The following is a 19,478-nucleotide window of genomic DNA, read 5'->3' on the forward strand; positions in this document are numbered from 1 at the left end:
TGTGCCTCTACAAACAAGAGTGTCGAAGCGCCGACAAACAACTTTTGGGCTCGGTAATCCAATGACTCATCTCTAGTGGAATTCACATGTAACCACTTTAGGCATTGACAAATGACGTTTTGATTCGGTACGTTATCCATAGGAATCTCCTTTGTTGAGGCGTTTTATGGATAACGCTGAGGGTAACTCAACAATAGGAGATTTCTTTATTTTTGTCCACGAATATAGTTCAATAAGTTACAAATATAGAGAATTATAGGGTGAAAATTTTCGTAAAAAGATTGATGCAACGCTAGTGCATTCCTGCAGCAATTTCGCTCAAAAGTAGCATAAACAAAAGAAAAACCTGCATTTATGCAGGATTTCTGCTGGGCGGACTTGGCAGAATTGCTGCCGAGAGGCCTGCACCGCTTCTGCTCCTCAGGATTTGCATAATCCACCATGCAGTCGGTGCAAAGATTCTACTTTGAGACGGCGGAGTGTCCGGTATGCAGAAGGTGAGGATTCTCTACCCAGACTGTGGAGGTTTCTACTAGGCATACCGAGAAGGTTTCTACTAGGCATACTGCGGAAGTTTCTACTAGGCATACCGAGAAGGTTTCTACCAGGCATACTGCGGAAGTTTCTACTAGGCATACAGAGGAGGTTTCTACCAGACATACTGCGGAGGTTACTACCAAGCATGCTGAGGAGATTTCTAATACTGCGGAGGTTTCTCCTAGGCATACTGCAGATTTTTTTGCTATCCAGGTAGTAGGGATTTCCCTATCCAGGCTCTGCAGGAACTTCGCTATGCAGGCTGCGGCCGCTCAATTACCGCTTTGACTTCCCCAGCAAGCGGCCAGCTGTGTGCCCGATAAATAAAAAAGAGCAGTCTGCAGCGACTCCTCTCCGGCGGAAGCCATGAAATCTGCAATGGCGATCGATACGGGAATTGTAAGGGGAGCCAGAGGAGGAGCGATCCGCCCCACTGTGCGCTCCCCCTGCCCGCGCCCGCCGCGCCCACGGGGGCCGCCCTACAGCAGCTTCTCAATGACGGCGTTGGCCGTGCTCTCCTTGTTGTCGATCGATTCCTGGTACGTGCGCTTGAAATACTCGACATACAGCACGTCCAGCAAGTAAAGCTGCGCGATCTTCGCGGACAAGGAGCCGCCCTGGAGCGGGCCCTCATTCGCTCCGCAGAGAAGCGTCACATCCGAGTGCGTCGTCAGCGGAGATTTGACGAAGCGGGTGATGGAGATGAGCTTGGCTCCCTTCTCCTTCACCTTCTTCGCGACCTCGATCGTATCCTTGGTCGAGCCCGAGTACGAGAACATGACCGCCACGTCGCGCTCGGTCATGAGGGCGGCCGACATCATCTGAAGATGGGAGTCGAAGGAGCATTCCGTCTTCCTCGTGATGCGCATAAATTTGTTCTTCGCTTCCAGCGCGGTAATCAAGGACGTGCCTACGCCAAAAAAATGAATGCGCTCCGCCTGCACCATGTAGTCGATTGCCTTCTCGATATCGTCCGCCTTGAGGAGATCGCAGGTCTCATTCATCGCGTTGACATTCGTGGTCAATACTTTGGATGCCACCTGCTCGATCGTGTCGTCCATCCCGATCTGCTCGGTGAGCTGAGGGATTTCATTTTCCACCGTAATGCTGTGCGCCAAGGCGATCTTGAATTCCTGATAGCCCTTGAAATTGAGCGACTTGCAGAACCGGAAAATGCTTGATTCGCCGACCCCGCAAGCATCGGCCAGATCGGTGATGGACATGTAGATGACGCTTCTCGTATGCTCCAATATATAATCCGCTACTTTGCGCTCGGTGTTCGTGAAGGAATTATACATGGAATGAATGCGGGTCAGAATACTTACATTGCGCAGTGCATCCACCCCCCTCATGTCTAGTTACGGCAAAAAACGCGATGCGGCGCCCAGCAGCCCCGCCTTGTTCCCCAGCGAAGCCTTGACGATGCGAACCCCGGCGAAGCTGTCCATAATGAACTCCTTCGTCCGCGCTTCCGCCTGACGGACCAGTTCGTCCCTCTCCATGACCCCGCCGCCGACCACGATGGCGGACGGATTGAAGATATGGACGATAGACGCCAGCCCGGCCGCGACTTCCGTGATCCAGTCCTCAACGACGCGGCGCAGCGGCTCGTTGCCCTTGTCTATTTTATCAAATAATATCCGCCCGTTGATACATTCCGGGTCAACCTGCCGCGCCAGCTGAACCAAGGCCGTTGTCGAGGCGAATTTCTCGTAATACGGCTTGAAGTCCGGATCGCGGCGCTCCGCCCAAGCATGCGTCATCATATGGCCGAATTCGGCGGCCACGCCATTCGCGCCCCGGTAAATATCGCCATTCATGACGATCGCGCCGCCAATGCCCGTCCCGTAGGTCAGACACAGGAAGTCGGCATAGGACCGGCCGGCGCCGAAGCGCCCCTCGCCCAGAGCAGCCGCATTGACATCGTTCTCGACCCGGACCGGCTTGCCGAACCGCTCCGATAGCCTCTCCGCGATGCGCATCCCGGTGTACCCCGGAATATTTTCATTGGCATAGACGATGACGCCCGCTTCCGCATCGACCTGCCCCGCCGTGCTGACGGCAATCGCGTCATAGCCGCTGTACTCCTCCAGGTGACGAATAAGCTTCTCGATGACATGCTCGCCGCCGCGCTTGCTCTCGGTCTCGTATTCCTGGAACCGCTCAATCCGTCCCGACTCGTCGCACAAGCCGATCTTGGTCGAAGTCCCGCCAATATCCGCCGCCACAATTTTCATAACGAACGCCCTGCCCTTCTATATGAGCTATATAGAAAACATGAGAACATGATGACTTGACGTTAACCTTCAGCCTCGCTCAATGGCCTTCACGAAGCGCTTCGTAATCTCCATCGGTCTCGTAATCGCCGAGCCGACGACAGCCGTATACACGCCGAGATCGAAGGCCCGCTTCAGTTCCTCCGGCGTCGAGATGCCACCCTCCGCGATGACCGGAACGGAGGAAGAGGCCGCCAGCTTCCCGAGCAGCTCGAAATCCGGCAGCGCCTTGCCCCGGGTCGCTTCCGTATAGCCGCTCAGCGTCGTGCCTATGCAATCGAAGCCCAGCTCAATCGCCGTCATGGCCTCCTCGTAGGTGGAGCAATCCGCCATAAATAATTGATCCGGATACTTCGCCTTCAACTGCGGGAACTGCTCGGAAATCGTCGTTCCGTCCGGCCGCACCCGATCCGTCGCGTCAATCGCGATAATATCTACGCCTTCGCGATAGAGCATTCCGACTTCCCGGTCCGTCGGCGTAATAAATACGTCCGAGCCTTCATAATCCTGCTTGATAATGCCGATGATCGGCAGTTGGACCTGCTTCTTAATCTCCTGAATATCTTCGACGCTGTTCGCGCGAATGCCCGCAGCTCCGCCGAGGAAGGCGGCATACGCCATTCGCCCCATAATGAACGGGCTGTGAAGCGGCTCATCCGGCAGCGCCTGGCAAGATACGATCAGCTTTCCTTTGACCTGTTCGAATACATTGGCATTTCTGTTCATCTGTATGCATCTCCACATTAGTAATGTATTTCTTCACTCTGAAGTTATCCTTACTATATCACCGTCCGCGCCATGCAGTAAATTATTTTCTTTTTTCTATTTATTTTCGAAAAAAATTTCTTCCTGAATAATCTATTCGATCCCGTTCATTTCGCCCGCATTGCGGTTTGCACCAACTCCATGAATATGGACAGCTCTTTTGCGGACACCGGAACACCATTCGACATATCATGCAAACTTTCGGCAACATTTGTCATTGATTCCCCCCGGGGTATTCTTTATACTTAACCAATATAACGTGCCATTGTGCACAATATGCAAATCCTCATCCTATCCGAGATGAGGTAGAGGTTGCGGTTGTTAGAAGTATCTCTGCGGAGGCGGGAAGCGCCGGGGATGCAGAGGGAAAGGAACCACCGCCGAAGTCTGCGGGCATCTTCCGGCACGCAGGCTGGGGCTGTTGCCGAAAGGTGCAGCACTGTCATGCGGGATTACCCGATCCCGTATGGTGCGCTATCTTTTATGGAAGGGTATGATGGGGACGGTCTAACCGTCGGACGTGATACGCTCGAACGGTTTTTTGTCATGTCGCCGCTCCTTCCGAAGCTATTCAACTAAGAAGGAAGGCAGGGTTTTACGCAATGAAAGCTACTGAAGATAAGCGGCAGTCCGGGCTGCGCCGCAGCCTGAAGACCCGTCATATTACGATGATCGCGCTTGGGGGCTCCATCGGCACCGGGCTGTTCCTGGCCAGCGGCGGGGCCATCGCCCAAGCGGGACCGGGCGGCGCGCTCGTCGCCTATATCGCCGTCGGCATCATGGTCTATTTCCTGATGACCAGTCTGGGCGAGCTGGCCACCTATATGCCGGATCCCGGATCGTTCAGCACCTATGCGACCCGCTTCGTCGATCCGTCGTTCGGGTTCGCGCTCGGCTGGAATTTCTGGTTCAACTGGGCGATTACGATCGCATCCGAACTGGTCGCCGCTACGCTCATCATCAAATACTGGTTCCCCGACAGCAATTCCTTTTTATGGAGTCTTCTGTTCCTCAGCATCATTTTCTTGCTGAACTATTTGTCGGTCAAAGGCTACGGGGAATCCGAATATTGGTTCGCGATCATTAAAATCGCGACTGTCCTTATTTTCCTCGCCGTCGGCGTGCTCATGATCTTCGGCATCCTGGGCAGCGAACGCGTCGGCTTCGAAAATTTCCGGATTGGGGACGGACCGTTCCATGGCGGATTCTTCGCCTTGCTCGGCGTCTTCATGGCGGCAGGGTACTCGTTCCAAGGCACCGAGCTCGTAGGGGTCGCGGCCGGCGAGAGCGAGAATCCGCGCGAGAGCGTGCCGCGCGCCATCCGGCAGGTGTTCTGGCGGATCCTGCTGTTCTACGTGTGCGCCATCTTCGTCATCGCGCTGCTGATTCCGTACACGCATCCGAGCTTGTTGGCGAGCGATGTGGACAGCATCGACACGAGTCCGTTCACGCTCGTCTTCGAGAAGGCCGGATTCGCGTTCGCCGCCGCGATTATGAATGCCGTCATTCTGACCTCCGTGCTGTCGGCCGGCAACTCGGGCATGTATGCCTCGACGCGGGTCCTCTGGGTGCTCGCGAAGGAGGGCAAGGCGCCCAAGTTCCTGAGCAAGCTGAACAAGCGCGGCGTGCCGATCAACGCGCTTATCGTCACGACGATTATCGGGATGCTCGCCTTTCTGGCCAGCTTCTTCGGGGACGGCGTCGTCTATATCTGGCTCTTGAACGCCTCCGGCATGTGCGGCTTCATCGCCTGGCTCGGCATCGCGATCAGCCATTACCGCTTCCGCCGCGCCTTCGTGAAGCAGGGCCACGATCTGAAGGAATTGCCTTATAAGGCGAGATTCTTCCCGTTCGGCCCGCTGTTCGCCTTCGCGCTCTGTCTGATCGTCATCGTCGGACAGAACTATCAGGCCTTCACCGGGGAAGGCATCGACTGGAAGGGATTGTTGATGACCTATATCGGCCTTCCGATCTTCCTGTCCTTCTGGCTCGGCTACAAATGGAAGCACCGGACGAAATTGATTCCGCTCGAGGAATGCAAATTCGACTCCTGACGAGAATAGAATACGGCCCGCTTGCGCCGGGGATATTCCCGATAGCGCGAGCGGGCTTTTTCTGTGCCGCGCACTGGGTAATCATGCATATCCCGCACCTATTTTCCACACACTAGTCGGAAATGACTGCAGAAGAGGTGTGTATGTATGGATTCCGTTACGATGACCCGCTCCCTGTTCGGCACATCGATGGCCTTCCACATTATATTCGCGACGCTGGGGGTCGGCATGTCGCTCATGATCGTCTTCGCGGAGATTATGTACTGGCGGAAGAAGGACTCGGATTATGCCATCATGGCGAAGCGCTGGACCAAAACGCTGGGCATCCTGCTCGGCGTCGCCATTCCGTCAGGCACCATCGTCGGCGTCATGCTCGCCCTCTTGTGGCCGGGCTTCATGGAGATCGTCGGCCAAGTCATCGCGCTTCCGTTCCAGATCGAGATTTGGGCCTTTTTCTTCGAGGCTTTATTTATGGCCATCTACTTCTATGCGGCGGATCGGTTGACCCATGGCATGCGCATCCTGAGCGTCTTCTTCGTCATGGTCGGGGCGAGCGCCTCCGCCGCGCTGATTACGGCCGCCCAGGCCTGGATGAATACGCCGGCCGGCTTCCGCATCGCCGACGGGAAGATTACCGACGTCGATCCGTGGGCCGCCTTCTTCAATCCTTCCTACCCGACCTCGGCGATGCATGTGCTGAGCACGGCCTATATGACCGGCGCCTTCTTCGTCGTGACCGTCGCGGCCTGGCGCCTGCTCAAGCGCAATGTGTCGGAGCGGGAAGCCGCCTATCATCGCAAGGGGCTCATGCTCGGCCTCGTCATCGGGCTCGTCATGACGCTCGCCACCGCGGTGAACGGCCATGCCGCCGCTCAGTCGATGTACCGCCACAATCCGGAGAAGCTGGCCGCGGCCGAGGCGCTGTTCGAGACGACGACCCATGCCCCGCTAGTCCTCGGCGGGATTCCCGATCCCGAGACGCGGACGATCAAGTACGGCATCGAATTCCCGGGCATGCTCAGTTTCCTCGCCTCGAACCGGTTCGACGCCGAAGTGAAGGGGCTCAATGAGATTCCGCGCGAGGATTGGCCGCCGCTCTTCGTCCACACCTTGTTCAACCTGATGGTCGTGATCGGATTCGGCCTGCTCGGGCTCGCGCTTGCGGTCGTGCTGTGGCGCGCGTTCACGCGCAAATCGCCGCGCCCTTATCCGCGCTGGCTTCGCTATGCCCTGGCCGTCACCGGACCGCTGTCGCTGCTGTCCATCGAGATCGGCTGGATTTTCAGCTGCTCCGCCCGCCAGCCGTGGACGATCTACCGCATCCAGCGCACGTCGGAGGCGGCACTGCAGAGCGGCGATATGGGCTCCTTGTTCCTCCTCTTCGTCGGCATCTATGTGCTGCTGCTCGTGCTGACGGCGCTTGTGCTTCGCTTCTACTTCCGGCGCCATCCCGTATCCGCGGAGCTGCAGGAGCCGGCGCCGGACCATGACCGTCCGCATACGGAGGAGGCCTTTACATGAACGATGCCACAATCGCGATTTCGATATTGTGGGTGTTCCTGTTCGTCTACAGTCTGCTCGGCTCCGTCGATTTCGGGGCCGGCTTCTGGTCGATGATCTACGGCCGCCGCAGCGAGGACGGCCGGGCTGCCGAGCTGGCCAACCGGTATTTGTCTCCTTCCTGGAAGGTCACCAATACGTTCCTGGTCCTGTTCGTCGTCGCGCTCGTCGGATTTTTCCCCGGGGCGACGCTTGGGCTTGCTTCCGTGCTGCTCGTCCCCGTCTGTCTCGTGCTTGTGCTGCTCACGCTGCGCAGCGCCTTTCTCGTATACGGATATTCCGTCCACCGGTACGGGCGCACGATCAGCATTATCTCGGGCTTGACCGGGCTGCTCATCCCCGGGCTGCTCGTCTCGGTGCTCCCCGTGACGCTGGGCGGCTTCATCATCGACGAGCCGGGCGGCGGGTTGACGCTCGACTTCGGGAAGCTGCTGGCCAGTCCGACGCTGTATGCGCATCTCGCCTTCGGCTACGCGACGGAGCTGTTCTTCTCGGCCCTGTTCCTGGCCGATTACTCCCGCGAGGCGCGCGATGCCGCGACCTATCGCATTTACCGGCGCTGGGCCGTCATCTTCGGCCCCTTCAGCCTGCTGACCGCGCTCGCCGTCACGCTTACCGTCCAGCCGGAAGCTTCCTGGATCGTCGAGGGCTTCCGCCAGCAATGGGTCGGCTTCGCGCTGTCCGCGGCCGCCTTCGCCCTCGGTTATGCCTGTCTGTTCATCCCGCGCCGGGACGGCTGGAAGGGACATTCCCGAGCGGCCGTCGCGCTCGTCATCTTGCAGTACGCCTTCGCCAGCTACGCGTACGGGAGAGCCCATCTGCCTTACATTATCTACCCGGAGCTGACGATTGAAGCGAGCATCACGAATCCGGCGATTTTCCGTTCGCTGCTCATCAGCTATATCATCAGCGCGCTGCTGCTCGTCCCGGTCTTTTATTTGTTCTGGAAGCTGTTTTTGAAGGATCGGCGCTACTTCGAGAACGAGCCGGAATGACAGTAGCGGAAGCCGCGTGCTACAGTGATAGTGCGCATGAGGGAGCTATGAGCGCAGGCGTCCGTTAGGATCAAGCCGGATCGGCCGGATGCCGCGCTTGCGAGGAGGAATACCATGAAATACTTGTACGAGTTCATCGAACACCAGGACGACATGCCGTTCCGCATGTTCGTCAACAGCGTCGATCATGTTCATTTCCATTGGCACAAAGAGGTGGAGATGATTTGCGTCCTGCAGGGGAGCGTGCGGATCTATGTCGGCCGGGACAATCATGAATATCAGCCCGGCGATTTCCTGTTCATCAACAGCTTGTCCGCCCACAAAATCGAACATACGGGTCAGGACAACGTATTGCTGACCCTGCAGTTCAGTCCCGAGCTGCTTGAGCGGCCCATGCATATTTATTGCAGATCGCATAACCGCGGGGCCGACGGCAAGCCTGAGCATGACAAGCTCCGCCATTATTTGGCGCGAATGGCGTGGGAGCTGAACAAAAAGCCGTCCGGCTACCGCTCTTTCGCCGTAGGGCTGCTGCATATGCTGATCGGGCATCTGGTTCGCTCCTTTCCGCATGAGGCGCTTCCCGACAGCGAACCGGGAGCCGAACCAGGCAACGATTATGAACTCAGACGGTTGAACCGGGTTCTTCAATCTATCGATAAGCATTACAGTCAAAAGATCACACTGCAGGATATCGCGCGGCAAGAGCATTTAAGCCTGCACTATTTTTCCCATTTTTGCAAAAACAAAATCGGCATCCCGTTCCAAAAATACTTGACGCCGGAACGCGGGAGGAGTACTTTCGCTTTTACCAGGCTACGGCGGAAGCGATCAAATCGGTGGCTTCCGATCTGAGAACGGGCGGTCCCGCGCTGGGATACGGATCGATATGGAACGATACATGGGCGGAAGATTTTTTCGACTATTGCCGGGTCTCCCAAGCGCCGCTTGATTTCTTCTCGTTCCACGTCTATTCCGAGTACCCGTTCACCAGGTATGAAGAGCGGCTGACTACCATTATGCCGCCTGATTTTTACCGCAGCACGATCGAGCGGATCCGCGGCAAGCTCCACGCCGCACAGCTCCCCGTGATGCCGGAACTGCATGTGACGGAGTGGAACTTCTCGCTCTACGACCGGAATTATATTCATGACACGATGTTCATGGCCCCGTTCATTCTGCGGCATGCGCTCCAGTCTCAGGGGAAACGCAACTTCGAATATTATTCGGAGGATCCTTGCCTGACCGGAGAACTGGGGGCCGCCTTCGTGGACGGGCTCCAAAGCCAGGGCGTGGCGGCATCCGTCAAGCACTTCGCCTGCAACAATCAGGAGTACGAGAAGATGATCACCAGCTCATGGGTGGATGAGCGCACGCTGCGCGAAATCTATCTGAGCGCGTTCGAACGAATTGTGAAAAAGGCGGATCCGTGGACGTTCGGCGGACGAGAGAGCACCGGACGGTCCAGATCCAATCCGCCGAAGAACGGCATGAATTGGCCCGTCGTGCGGCCGCCGAGAGCATGGTTCTGTTGAAAAATGATAACGGGCTGCTCCCGCTTCAGCCTGAGCGTCTTTCATCCGCCGCCGTCATCGGGAGGTTCGCGAAGCAGCCGAGAATTCAGGGAGCGGGTAGCGCCAAAGTGACGCCGGCGCGCGTCGATATCCCTTGGGACGAGCTCCAAGACATCGCCGAGATTCTGTTCGGCCTGCTCAATCCTTCGGGCAAGCTGTCGGAGACATTCCCGATCAAGCTGTCGGATACTCCTGCGACTCTCTATCCGCGCGGCGAGGACGGCAAGCTGCATTACAGAGAAGGGCTGTTCACCGGGTACCGATATTATGATCGGAAGCAGTTGGAGCCGCAGTTCCCCTTCGGCCATGGCCTGTCCTATACGACCTTCGAATACGCATCGCTCGAAGCGGTTCAGGAGGGAGACGAAGTGCATGTCACCTGCGTCATTCGCAATACAGGCACCCGAAGCGGCAAGGAGGTCATCCAGTTGTATGTAAATGATGAAGAATGCAAGTGGGTGCGTCCGGACAAAGAACTGAAGGCTTTCGCCAAAGTCGGCCTGGAGCCGGGAGAAACGAAGGAAGTTCATTTTACGTTAGACCGGCGTGACTTTTCCTATTACAACACCAAGCAGCAGCGCTGGGTAGCCGATACCGGATTTTTCAATATCCTGGTTGGAAGCTCCTCTCGCGATATCCGGCTTCGCTGCCGGCTGCACTGCGATTTCGGCACGCAAGACGTTGAATTCCACACCTTCAGCCTGTTGAGCGATTGGCTCCGTTATCCTCATTCGCGGGCGGTACTGGAGGAATACCTGGCAGATATGAACCGGCATGTGGAAGAAGCCATCGTCTTGAACGAGGAATTCATCGGATTCTGGAATGATTTCCCGTTGATCAAAATTATTCAAATGTTCGGCCAGCAATGGCTGCAATACAAATCCCCTCGCCTCGTTATCCAAGAGATGCTGGATCGCGGAGCCCGCAGCCAGCCTGCTGACGAAGCAACGGCAGAACGCTAATAGCAGGACAGCTCCTTCCGGGCCTCGGAAGGAGCTGCTTTGCTGTGCGGGAGAGCCTGTTCACAGGCCGGAGGATGAGGACTCGATATAAAAGACATACAAAAATTTTCTCAGGTTTATTTTGGAGGCGGATGACTTGCTCTGTTCCTCCAGCTCCCGCATGCGCAGGCGCACTTCCTGAAAGTCGAATAAGCGCGATGCGAAGTATTCGAAGGTCGGATTGCCATAGTCGCTCAAGCCTAGCGACGCCAAATTGGTAAGCGCTTGCAAGGTTAGGCGGCGGATTCGCTGTTCGATCGCCCGCACGTCCTTCTGCAGATGGGCATCGTCTCCGGCCTCCTTGCGGCTGCGGAGCGCCACCTGTTCGTAGATGGCCTTCAGCGGGGGCAAATCCGGCAGGACGCTATGACCCTGCTCCTGTTCCTTCAACCATGTCATAATCCGAATCAGATCGGGAGCGCCCGCTTCGCCGGCAACCCCCAATTGCAGCAGCAAGGACCGGGCCTGTTGTTCGATTGGTTTGTCTTTGTAGAGGAGAATGCCTGGCGCGGCGTCCGCGGTTCCGGTCCTTTCCAGCGTTCGAAGCGAATTGCGGATCGTCTGCATCGACTTTTCCAGCAGCAGATGATCGGAGACGCGCCGCAGCACGGCCAGCACCTCCAGGCGGTTGATCGGTTTCTGGATAAAGGTATCGACGCCTTGCTGGTAAGCTTCGCCGATCATTTCCTTATTCTCCACCTGGGAGATCATAATGAATCTGCCGCTGTACTTCTCATCGCGCAGCGCTTTGACGGTCTCAATCCCGTCGCGCCCCGGCATAAGCAAGTCGAGGATGACAATGTCCGCTTCCCGGACAGCGGCGGCAGAGGCCTGGGATCCGTCCCCCGCTTCGCCGATGACCTCCCCCAGACCGCTTTCGTCGACGATGCGCGACAACATTTTGCGAACGGCAGGGTCGTCTTCAACCAGATAAAATTTCAACAACGCTCACAGCCTCCCTTTCGATCAACCTCTTCAAGTCAGCCGCTCCACGGGAATCCGGACCTCGAAGCATGTGTTCCCGGGTGCGCTGCGGACGCGGATGTCTCCATCAAGCAAGCGCACGATATCGGCGGCGTGCGACAGCCCGATGCCGGTGGAAGAGTTCCCTTCGGCATCGAATTTGGTCGTGTATCCGGGATGAAAGATCAGATCGAGCTCATCGGGGGATATGCCCGGGCCGTCGTCCGTGACGGAGAACAAGATGGATTGGTCGCGGAGATCGACATGCACTTGGATGCGGCCTCGATGCGGCAGCGCTTCTACGGCATTGGATACGATGTTGTTCAGTACGGAGAGAAGCGGATAAATTTCGGTGGTGGACAAATTGATGTCGCATGCGGCAGCGATGTCTACGCTCTTTCCGAGCAGCAAGCCGTAATTCGCATTGGCCCGCGTCACCATGGCGCAAAGTTCGGCAATCGAGATGCGCTTGGACAGCATCCGTTCCTGCTGGATAATTTTGAACAAGCCGGATAAAATCCGCTCCGAATCCTTTTTCACCTCATGGACATGCTCCGCGATATGAAGCGCCTGTGCCGCGCCCGGGTGAGATTCGGTTTTGAGCGTTCGGTACAACCGGTAGCTTTCCCGCGTAATTTCTTCGATATGGGACATCGACTTGCGAAGATAAAAGGCCTCTTCGAACAAATCCGAATTAATGAGCATTAACCGCTCCAATTCCTTCTGCCTCTGTTCTCCCAATGCCCGTACTTGCCGAATCGCCAGCATATTGCACAGGCCTACGGCAAAAAAGCTTCGCAGCAAGCCAACGAGAACGACCAGCATCGCCTCATGAACCGTCATGTTGGGCGGCGTGCCGGCAGCGAACCGAATGAGCAGTTCCGCCCCATTGGATACGATATCCGCTAACGCGCCGAATATGGCGACTTTGACATGATATTCTACGTTGGCTTTCAATTTGAGCAGAGAGATAATCGCCGCGAACGTGACATAATAAAAAAATACGGGCATATGCTGCATAAATCCGTCGTCTGTCGGGATGCCATGCAGCAGCATTCCTAACATGATGCGGAAGACAACGACGAAAGCGCCCACGGCGATGCCGGTCGCAAGCACAGGCACGGAGAACCATAGCAGTCCGAAAAAATAGGCCATAATTCCGAGCGAGAAGCGAAAATCGCCGCCGAATGGCGTGATCTTCATTTCGCCCAGCAATCCCGTCGATAAGAGAATGATGCTCCAAATAAGCAGCCTGTGATCCCGCACGCTGATTGTATCGCCCCTTTCCTCCCGATGCCCTCAACGCCCTCCCTCTTATCGTACCGGAAAAGAACCCGTTTTGTCTCGCAAAATATCCATTTTCAGGAATGCTTGCTTTCGAGCTTGCGTGAAGCGATCGACAACACGTAATTGACCGCGAAGTACAGCAGCGCCGCAAACAAGAACGTCGGAAGCACGTAGTTGACATTTTGGCCGTTAATGATATTGACATGGTTCATTAGCTCCGGCAGCGCAATGACGACTGCCAGCGACGTGTCCTTCAGCAGAGAGATGAATTGGCTCACCATGGGCGGCACCATGCGGCGCAGCGCGATCGGGAGCACGATATGCCGCAGCGTCTGCACCTGCGTCAACCCGGAAGAACGCCCTGCTTCAATCAGGCCCTTCTCGACGGAATTCAGCCCGCCCCGCACGATCTCGGAGATCATCGCGGACTCGAAAATAACAAGCGCAATGACCGCGGCGGTAAATTTATCAAGCTTGATGCCGAGCTGGGGCAGGGCAAAATAGGTAAAAAAGATAATCAGCAGCAGCGGCAGGTTGCGAATCATCTCGACGAGGACCGCGAATAATTTGCCCAGCACCGGCACCTTGGCGTACCGGACCGTGCCGACCAGGACGCTGATGACAAAGCTGAGTACAATCGAGATCAGAGCCACCTCGATCGTAATGAGAAAGCCTTGCAGCAGAAATTGAATATTGACGGGGGACAGCGCTCCGATAAAGTCCATTAGGCCTCAACTCCTTTGCCGCTCTGATATTTCTGTTCCAGGAAACGAATGCCGAAGCTCAGCGGAATCGTCAAAAGCAAGTAAAACGCCGCGGCAAAAATGTACGTGCTGAACGTGTCGAAGGTGTCGGAATTAATCAGGTCGGCTTGATACATCAAGTCCGAAGCCGACAGCACGGTCAAGATCGAGGAATTCTTTACCAGATTCAAAAATTGATTGCCCAACGGCGGAATGACTAATTTGATCGCCTGCGGCAGGATGACATGCCGCATCGCCTGAATATAGGTCAACCCGGAGGAGCGTGCCGCTTCCATCTGTCCGGCGGGAACCGCCTGGATGCCGGCGCGAATCACCTCCGCGATAAACGCCGAGGTATAGACCGTCAAAGCGGTCAATCCGGCCGCAAACGGCACCAGAAGCGCGCCCGTCAACAGCGGCAGGCCAACGAGAACAAAAATGGCGATCAGCATTAGCGGAATATTGCGAATAAACTCGACATACGCGGTGCCGAACCATTGCAGCGGCTTGATGGGAGTAATGCGGAACACCGCAATGACGGCGCCGAGGATAAAGCTCGCGATCAGTGAAATGACGCTGGCTGCAACGGTCCCCCCCAATCCGATGACGTATCGGTCGAGATGCTCGGTAAGAACATGGAATTGAATAAACATAATTTCCTCCTCCCAGGTTAAAGCTCCTTCATATCACGGTGTTCCAAAAAGGGGCAAGCGCCTGCTCCCCCCTCAACGGTCTCGCTCTAGTTCGGTTTTTTGCCGATCCATTTCTCATAAATCCGGTCGTATTCGCCGCTGTCCTTCAGTTCCTTCAAGGTCTCATTGACCAGCTTGACGAATTCTTCATCGCCTTTCCGGATTCCGATGCCATAAGGCTCATCCGTGAACGTCTCATCCAGGACGCGGAAGTTTTTGTCCTGCTGCGCCATTCCGTACAGCAAGGCATTGTCGGTCGTCAAGGCATGGCCTTGGCCCGCTTTCAATGCCGTGAACGCCTCGGCATAGTTCTCGAATTCCAGGATCTGCGCATCCGGCGCCGATTCGCGAATGTTTTTGGCCGATGTCGATCCTTTGGCGGTCAACACTTTCGATTCTTTGGTCAGATCCTTGATGGAGTTGATCGGACTGTCAACGGGAACGAGCAGCGATTGGCCCGCCGTAAAATAAACGTCGGAGAAATCGATTTCCTTTTTCCGCTCATCCGTAATCGTCATCGTGGCAATAATGAAGTCAATGTCGCCGTTCTTCAGCATCGGGATGCGCGTTTTCGACGTCACTTCCATCAGTTCGATCGCGTTTTCGTCCCCGAGCACCTTTTTCGCGATCTGCTTCGCGATATCGATATCGAGACCCTGCACTTCCCCGGTGCCCGGATCCTTCAGCCCGAACAGATTCAGATCGTACTTCACCCCGGCAATGATCTTGCCTCTCTTTTTAATCTGGTCAATCGTTCCTTCGCTTCCGGCAGACGTCTGGGAGCATGCGGATAAAGCGCTTACAATCAAGGCGGCAGCTACGGCGGCGCCGATAATTTTGAACCAACGTTTCATTAAGAACACTCCTCGTATAGTATTTCCTGAAGGCAGTTTTGAGTCTTTTTCCAGTCCTTTATAGGAACATGGAATGCCTTCAAAATTTCCAGTTTTCATATTGAAAATTAATATTGGGACTGGACTTTCCGGAATGTCTCCGGACAATGGAACTTAGGGTTCCATTCGGGGAAATTCGTTTCACTCCTGTAGTCCAATCTACTTTTTAAGTCTGTTTCTCCGGTACTCGCTTGCACTTCTTACCCGCTGGCTGTTCCCTTCGGCAACCCATGCCCGGCAGTAGCCGTCAGTTCCGAAGAACTGGAAGCATGTTTTATGAATTCGGATGGCGACACCCTGGAGACCTTCAAGACCAACAACAATCTGCTCGGCGCTTCTTACTTGCGGGATCGCATCATTTCTGCCGCAGTCAAGACAGCCTGCTCCGAGGTTCATATCGGGCTGGAAGCAACATCCGTCTACAGTTGGCATCCGGCCATGTATTTGCATGAGGATGAAGCCCTTCAACAATTGAATGCCAAGGTGTTCACCATCAATCCAAAGCTGATTAACAAGTTCAAAGACGCTTATGCCGACCTGGACAAAACCGACCGCATCGATGCCTGGATCATTGCAGACCGGCTGCGTTTTGGCAGACTCACGACGACTATCGTGATGCAGGAACAGTACATCGCCTTGCAGCGGCTCACTCGCATGCGGTTCCATCTCGTACACAACCTCACTCGCGAGAAGCAATACTTTTTGCAGAATCTGTTCTACAAGTGCAATGCTTTTCGCGCGGAGGTGGACAGTTCCGTGTTCGGCCATGCCATCATGGAAATGCTCTCCGAAAAGTATAGTCTGGATGAGATGGCGAATATGGATGTCGCCCATTTGGCTGACTATCTCAAGGACAAGGGGAGAAATCGTTTCCCCGATCCCGAACACGTCGCCCGCTGTATTCAAAAGGCGGCTCGGGCCTCGTACCGTCTCTCGAAGGTTGTCGAGGATTCCATTGATTTGGTAAGCCCTTTCCCGCTTGCCGGATAAGTCTGGGTATATCCAGTATACGACGGATTCAAGCGGAACAGCCCTGCAGGAATGAGCAGGGCCGATATGAAAGGTAACCATGAGCACAACCGGAGGATACAGCCATGTGACTAGTAGATAAAGGCGCGGGAAACGATAACGAGCACAATAAAGAGAACCAAGATTACACCTGTCGAGGTCCAGAGACCCCCAACTCCACCTACTCCGCTCATTCAACTAACCTCCTTTCAGTTGATACTCCATGATATCAGTTGATACTCCATGATATTGGAATGACGGCCCGTTTGACTTGAATATCCCCCAGATCAACAAAATTAGGCTGCGGCGTTCTCGCTGAAGGAGGCCGCCGCCGCGCATTCTCCCCACACAATACATCCGCCCAATACAAGAAGCGCGGATCCTCCACTTTTTGATGCTTGCGGCAGCCGTTGAAGCCCATCCGCTTCGCCAGCTCGATATCCTTCTTCAAGTCCTCGTCGCTCGGCGCCGTCCCTGCGGCCAATACCCTTGATCGAGCATCAGCTTCTGGTAATAAATTTTGCAATATAAAATCTTCCTACTCTCCGTTTCATTGCGAATGTCCCTTTGGAATTTAAAAGCGGTATTTCCAATATCCTCGCATTGAGCCTCTCCTCCGAGGTTTATATAATGCAGGGGAAGGGAGGAAAAGCATGAAGAAACTGATTTTGCCTTTTTTGGCGGTTATCCTTTGTCTGTCGTCCTTCATTCCTGCGGCATCGGCCGCACCTACACTCCAGCAAGGAAGCTATAGCGGGGATGTGTGGGATTTGCAATTTCGTCTGCAAATACTGGATTACTACCGTCAGCCTTTGGACGGAATATTCGGTTCTCATACAGCCGAGGCCGTAACCCGTTTTCAACGGGACTACGGTCTGAAGGCGGACGGCATCGCCGGCCCGAGCACGTGGCAAGCGTTGAAGCGGGTCTCGGTCAATGCCGACGAATTGAAGATGCTCGCTCGCACGGTCTATAGCGAAGCCCGCGGCGAGCCGTACACCGGACAAGTCGCGGTGGCGGCTGTCGTCATGAACCGTCTGCAATCGCCGCAATTTCCGAATACGATAGCGGGCGTCATCTTCCAGCCGCAAGCGTTCACGGCCGTGGATGACGGACAATACTGGCTGGAGCCGGACAGCACGGCCTATGCGGCCGCTTGGGAAGCGGTGCGGGGATGGGACCCGACGAACGGGGCGCTCTATTATTTTAATCCGGCCACTGCAACATCCAAGTGGATCTGGTCGCGCCAGCAAACCGGCAAAATCGGCAATCATATTTTTGCCATCTAAGCTCAACTCAGGGAACCTCTTCAGAGGTTCCCTGTCGTCGTCTCACGGCAGGCAAGCCGGCCAACGTACATAACCCCCTATCTCTCCATGCCTTCCGCGCGGCGATTCCAGAAGAACGGTACTCGCTTCGCACGGCTTACAAAAATGAAACATCGCTGTCATCTCACTCGATGGCTCCCTGCGATCCGATCGCGTATGCTGATGGAAGCGCACAAGCACAATATCCATTCCATACGCAGAGGTGATAGCATGAAGCGCAAGCGGATATATATGATAGCCGCCGCCGTGATGCTGATGCTTGCGGTGTCAGGTTGTTCTCTGTTCGGACCGCAAGCGGACGGGCTCATTCTGTTCGGAACGCGGGAGCAGACGGAAAAGGCGGTAAAGGCCATTGAAGCCAACCTGGTCGATAAGCAAGCCTACACGGTCAAAATTTACAAGACGAACAAGGAGGGCGAGGTCGGAATTATCGTCGATAAATCTACGGCACAGAAATGGGCTGCCGCCGGATTGCTGCAGCGCATTGAACATCAAAAATCGGCGCCGATTTCGTCGTTGCCGGAGCTTCCGGCGGATGGAGGCGTTCTCTTTGCCGAGTCTCCCGCTCCCAGCCAGACGGTCAGCAATTACAGTCTCCCTGTCCGTTATGAAGGCAATGTTGTCATCGGTGAGGCTCGAGGCTGCGTGCATCAGATCGTCATTTTGGATGATGCCGCATGGGATGGGCTGGAAGCGGAGGAACGGACGATCGCCGTCTTGAAAAGCAAAAAAGATCCGAAGCATGAGCTCAGCAAAATCATTAGGGACGTGCAGCAGGCCCAACTGTTCACGTTTCCGAAATAACAAGAAGACACCCGTTCCCTCGCGCCGCTGGGCGGACGGGTGTCTTTATGGGGCCCCTTATTTTCCTTTCCGCCCACTTTGCCCGCCGTCATGCTCATGACGCCGGCTGAGCGCATACAGTATAGCAAAGGAGGGAATATAGTTGCCGTCGTACCGCATCATTGTCGATTTGTCGGATCGCATGCTGTATTTGCTGGACGGAAACCGTGTCGTCCGCGGCTACCCCGTCGGCATCGGCAAGATGGTCACCCGAACGCCGACGGGAGAATTTACGATCATCAACAAGCAGTATAATCCCGGCGGACCTTACGGCGCCTTATGGATGGGCCTGTCCAAGCCGCATTACGGCATACACGGAACCAACGATCCGTCTTCCATCGGCAGAGAAGTGTCCCGCGGGTGCATCCGGATGCATAATGCCGATGTCCTGCAGTTGTCTTCCTATGTTCCCGTGAATACCCGCGTCACGATTCGGCCGTGACTCCGGGATCCTTTGGCCTCTCCCCCCGCCCGAACGGCAGAGCCGAAGAGACGATCTTCGGCTCCTTTAAGTTAGAGCCCCCGCTTTTTCAGCAGCCGAGCGGGAAGCTTCGCCACTGCCCAAGTCATCGGCTCGTCAACAAGGCCCGCGCTGCCTGCCTGGACGAAGCACAATCAAAACCACCCGTCCAACGGGTGGTTTGCACTTGGGGTATAACCCCCTGTTGCCAAACTGCGCCTAAAGACGCTAGCCTGACAATTAAATTGTTCAGGCTCAGTGTAACTTGTCACTTTCACTTACCAGTTAAACTGGTTTACTTCTTCTTGCTACTGTTTCTGTTGAACGGATCTTCATACTCTTTCACACTCAGTTTATCAACTGCTTGGTCATGTGCTTCCTGTTCACGTATATATTTTGCGACAGTTGCTTCGTTTAAGCCTACTGTGCTGACGTAGTAGCCCTCCGCCCAAAATTTCCGATTGCCATATTTATACTTCAGGCTGGCATGCTTCTCGAA

19 protein-coding genes, 2 pseudogenes and 1 riboswitch are annotated in these 19,478 nt (G+C 55.3%); of the genes and pseudogenes, 10 read left to right on the plus strand and 11 right to left on the minus strand.

Features of this window, described 5'->3' with window-relative positions:
* Nucleotides 1–1,016: 1,016 nt before the first annotated feature.
* The 3 genes from ABD76_RS27910 to ABD76_RS27920 form a co-directional block, all read right to left on the minus strand.
* Complete coding sequence (locus ABD76_RS27910; RefSeq protein WP_478354333.1) at nt 1,017–1,880, minus strand: MurR/RpiR family transcriptional regulator; 864 nt, start codon at nt 1,878–1,880, stop codon at nt 1,017–1,019.
* A 15-nt stretch (nt 1,881–1,895) separates the two neighbouring features.
* The gene (locus tag ABD76_RS27915; protein ID WP_197260137.1) at nt 1,896–2,774 is read right to left on the minus strand and encodes an ROK family protein; all 879 of its coding nucleotides are present in this window, start codon (nt 2,772–2,774) and stop codon (nt 1,896–1,898) included.
* Nucleotides 2,775–2,843: 69 nt separating this feature from the next.
* Nucleotides 2,844–3,539, minus strand: a complete 696-nt coding sequence (locus ABD76_RS27920; RefSeq protein ID WP_197260138.1) for an N-acetylmannosamine-6-phosphate 2-epimerase — start codon at nt 3,537–3,539, stop codon at nt 2,844–2,846.
* Nucleotides 3,540–3,876: 337 nt separating this feature from the next.
* Nucleotides 3,877–4,063: riboswitch (Lysine riboswitch) on the plus strand.
* A 117-nt stretch (nt 4,064–4,180) separates the two neighbouring features.
* Between ABD76_RS27920 and ABD76_RS27925 the strand changes: the two genes are divergently transcribed.
* From ABD76_RS27925 to ABD76_RS31150, 6 genes are all read left to right on the plus strand, one after another.
* Nucleotides 4,181–5,632: an amino acid permease gene (locus tag ABD76_RS27925; RefSeq protein ID WP_197260139.1), complete on the plus strand. Its 1,452-nt coding sequence runs from the start codon at nt 4,181–4,183 to the stop codon at nt 5,630–5,632.
* A 147-nt stretch (nt 5,633–5,779) separates the two neighbouring features.
* Nucleotides 5,780–7,153 carry a cytochrome ubiquinol oxidase subunit I gene (locus ABD76_RS27930; protein ID WP_197260140.1) on the plus strand — a complete coding sequence of 458 codons (1,374 nt, stop codon included), beginning with the start codon at nt 5,780–5,782 and terminating at the stop codon, nt 7,151–7,153.
* Nucleotides 7,150–8,187 carry a cytochrome d ubiquinol oxidase subunit II gene (locus ABD76_RS27935; RefSeq protein WP_197260141.1) on the plus strand — a complete coding sequence of 346 codons (1,038 nt, stop codon included), beginning with the start codon at nt 7,150–7,152 and terminating at the stop codon, nt 8,185–8,187. The genes ABD76_RS27930 and ABD76_RS27935 overlap by 4 nt, the downstream gene beginning before the upstream one ends.
* A 114-nt stretch (nt 8,188–8,301) precedes the next feature.
* The gene (locus tag ABD76_RS31140; protein ID WP_420901981.1) at nt 8,302–9,042 is read left to right on the plus strand and encodes an AraC family ligand binding domain-containing protein; all 741 of its coding nucleotides are present in this window, start codon (nt 8,302–8,304) and stop codon (nt 9,040–9,042) included.
* Nucleotides 9,027–9,722, plus strand: coding sequence for a GH39 family glycosyl hydrolase (locus ABD76_RS31145; RefSeq protein ID WP_420901982.1), 696 nt, complete (start codon nt 9,027–9,029; stop codon nt 9,720–9,722). Before ABD76_RS31140 ends, ABD76_RS31145 begins: the two co-directional genes overlap by 16 nt.
* Entirely contained in the window at nt 9,617–10,723 is a 1,107-nt protein-coding gene (locus ABD76_RS31150) for a fibronectin type III-like domain-contianing protein (protein WP_420901983.1), read from the plus strand. Before ABD76_RS31145 ends, ABD76_RS31150 begins: the two co-directional genes overlap by 106 nt.
* 60 nt (nt 10,724–10,783) lie before the next feature.
* Here ABD76_RS31150 and ABD76_RS27950 read toward each other — a convergent pair whose 3' ends face one another.
* The 5 genes from ABD76_RS27950 to ABD76_RS27970 all read right to left on the minus strand — a co-directional run bounded on the left by ABD76_RS27950 (nt 10,784) and on the right by ABD76_RS27970 (nt 15,301).
* A complete protein-coding gene (locus tag ABD76_RS27950; protein WP_197260142.1) occupies nt 10,784–11,707 on the minus strand; it encodes a response regulator in 924 nt (307 codons plus the stop codon).
* 30 nt (nt 11,708–11,737) lie between these two features.
* Nucleotides 11,738–12,991 (minus strand): ATP-binding protein, encoded by a 1,254-nt coding sequence (locus ABD76_RS27955; protein ID WP_197260143.1) that lies wholly within the window; start codon nt 12,989–12,991, stop codon nt 11,738–11,740.
* 95 nt (nt 12,992–13,086) lie between these two features.
* A complete protein-coding gene (locus ABD76_RS27960) occupies nt 13,087–13,737 on the minus strand; it encodes an amino acid ABC transporter permease (RefSeq protein ID WP_197260144.1) in 651 nt (216 codons plus the stop codon).
* Nucleotides 13,737–14,408, minus strand: coding sequence for an amino acid ABC transporter permease (locus ABD76_RS27965; protein WP_197260145.1), 672 nt, complete (start codon nt 14,406–14,408; stop codon nt 13,737–13,739). The genes ABD76_RS27960 and ABD76_RS27965 overlap by 1 nt, the downstream gene beginning before the upstream one ends.
* An 86-nt stretch (nt 14,409–14,494) precedes the next feature.
* The gene (locus tag ABD76_RS27970) at nt 14,495–15,301 is read right to left on the minus strand and encodes a transporter substrate-binding domain-containing protein (RefSeq protein WP_197260146.1); all 807 of its coding nucleotides are present in this window, start codon (nt 15,299–15,301) and stop codon (nt 14,495–14,497) included.
* 246 nt (nt 15,302–15,547) lie between these two features.
* Between ABD76_RS27970 and ABD76_RS27975 the strand changes: the two are divergent.
* A pseudogene (locus ABD76_RS27975) lies at nt 15,548–16,306 on the plus strand (IS110 family transposase); the annotation flags it as partial.
* A gap of 134 nt (nt 16,307–16,440) precedes the next feature.
* Here ABD76_RS27975 and ABD76_RS30085 read toward each other — a convergent pair.
* Entirely contained in the window at nt 16,441–16,542 is a 102-nt protein-coding gene (locus tag ABD76_RS30085) for a sporulation protein YjcZ (protein ID WP_242069855.1), read from the minus strand.
* A gap of 105 nt (nt 16,543–16,647) precedes the next feature.
* A pseudogene (locus ABD76_RS27980) lies at nt 16,648–16,870 on the minus strand (glycoside hydrolase family 2); the annotation flags it as partial.
* A gap of 131 nt (nt 16,871–17,001) precedes the next feature.
* Between ABD76_RS27980 and sleB the strand changes: the two are divergent.
* The 3 genes from sleB to ABD76_RS27995 all read left to right on the plus strand — a co-directional run bounded on the left by sleB (nt 17,002) and on the right by ABD76_RS27995 (nt 18,961).
* Nucleotides 17,002–17,637 (plus strand): spore cortex-lytic enzyme, encoded by a 636-nt coding sequence (sleB, locus tag ABD76_RS27985; RefSeq protein WP_197260147.1) that lies wholly within the window; start codon nt 17,002–17,004, stop codon nt 17,635–17,637.
* A gap of 249 nt (nt 17,638–17,886) precedes the next feature.
* Nucleotides 17,887–18,480, plus strand: coding sequence for a lipoprotein BA_5634 family protein (locus tag ABD76_RS27990; RefSeq protein ID WP_197260148.1), 594 nt, complete (start codon nt 17,887–17,889; stop codon nt 18,478–18,480).
* Nucleotides 18,481–18,622: 142 nt separating this feature from the next.
* Complete coding sequence (locus ABD76_RS27995) at nt 18,623–18,961, plus strand: L,D-transpeptidase (RefSeq protein ID WP_197260149.1); 339 nt, start codon at nt 18,623–18,625, stop codon at nt 18,959–18,961.
* Between the two features lie 313 nt (nt 18,962–19,274).
* Here the strand turns inward: ABD76_RS27995 and ABD76_RS28000 are convergent.
* A partial coding sequence (locus tag ABD76_RS28000) for a transposase (RefSeq protein WP_197254502.1) occupies nt 19,275–19,478 on the minus strand: 204 nt, incomplete at its 5' end.

This window comes from Paenibacillus dendritiformis (assembly GCF_015845845.1).
In the GTDB taxonomy this organism is placed as follows: Bacteria; Bacillota; Bacilli; order Paenibacillales; family Paenibacillaceae; genus Paenibacillus_B; species Paenibacillus_B dendritiformis_C.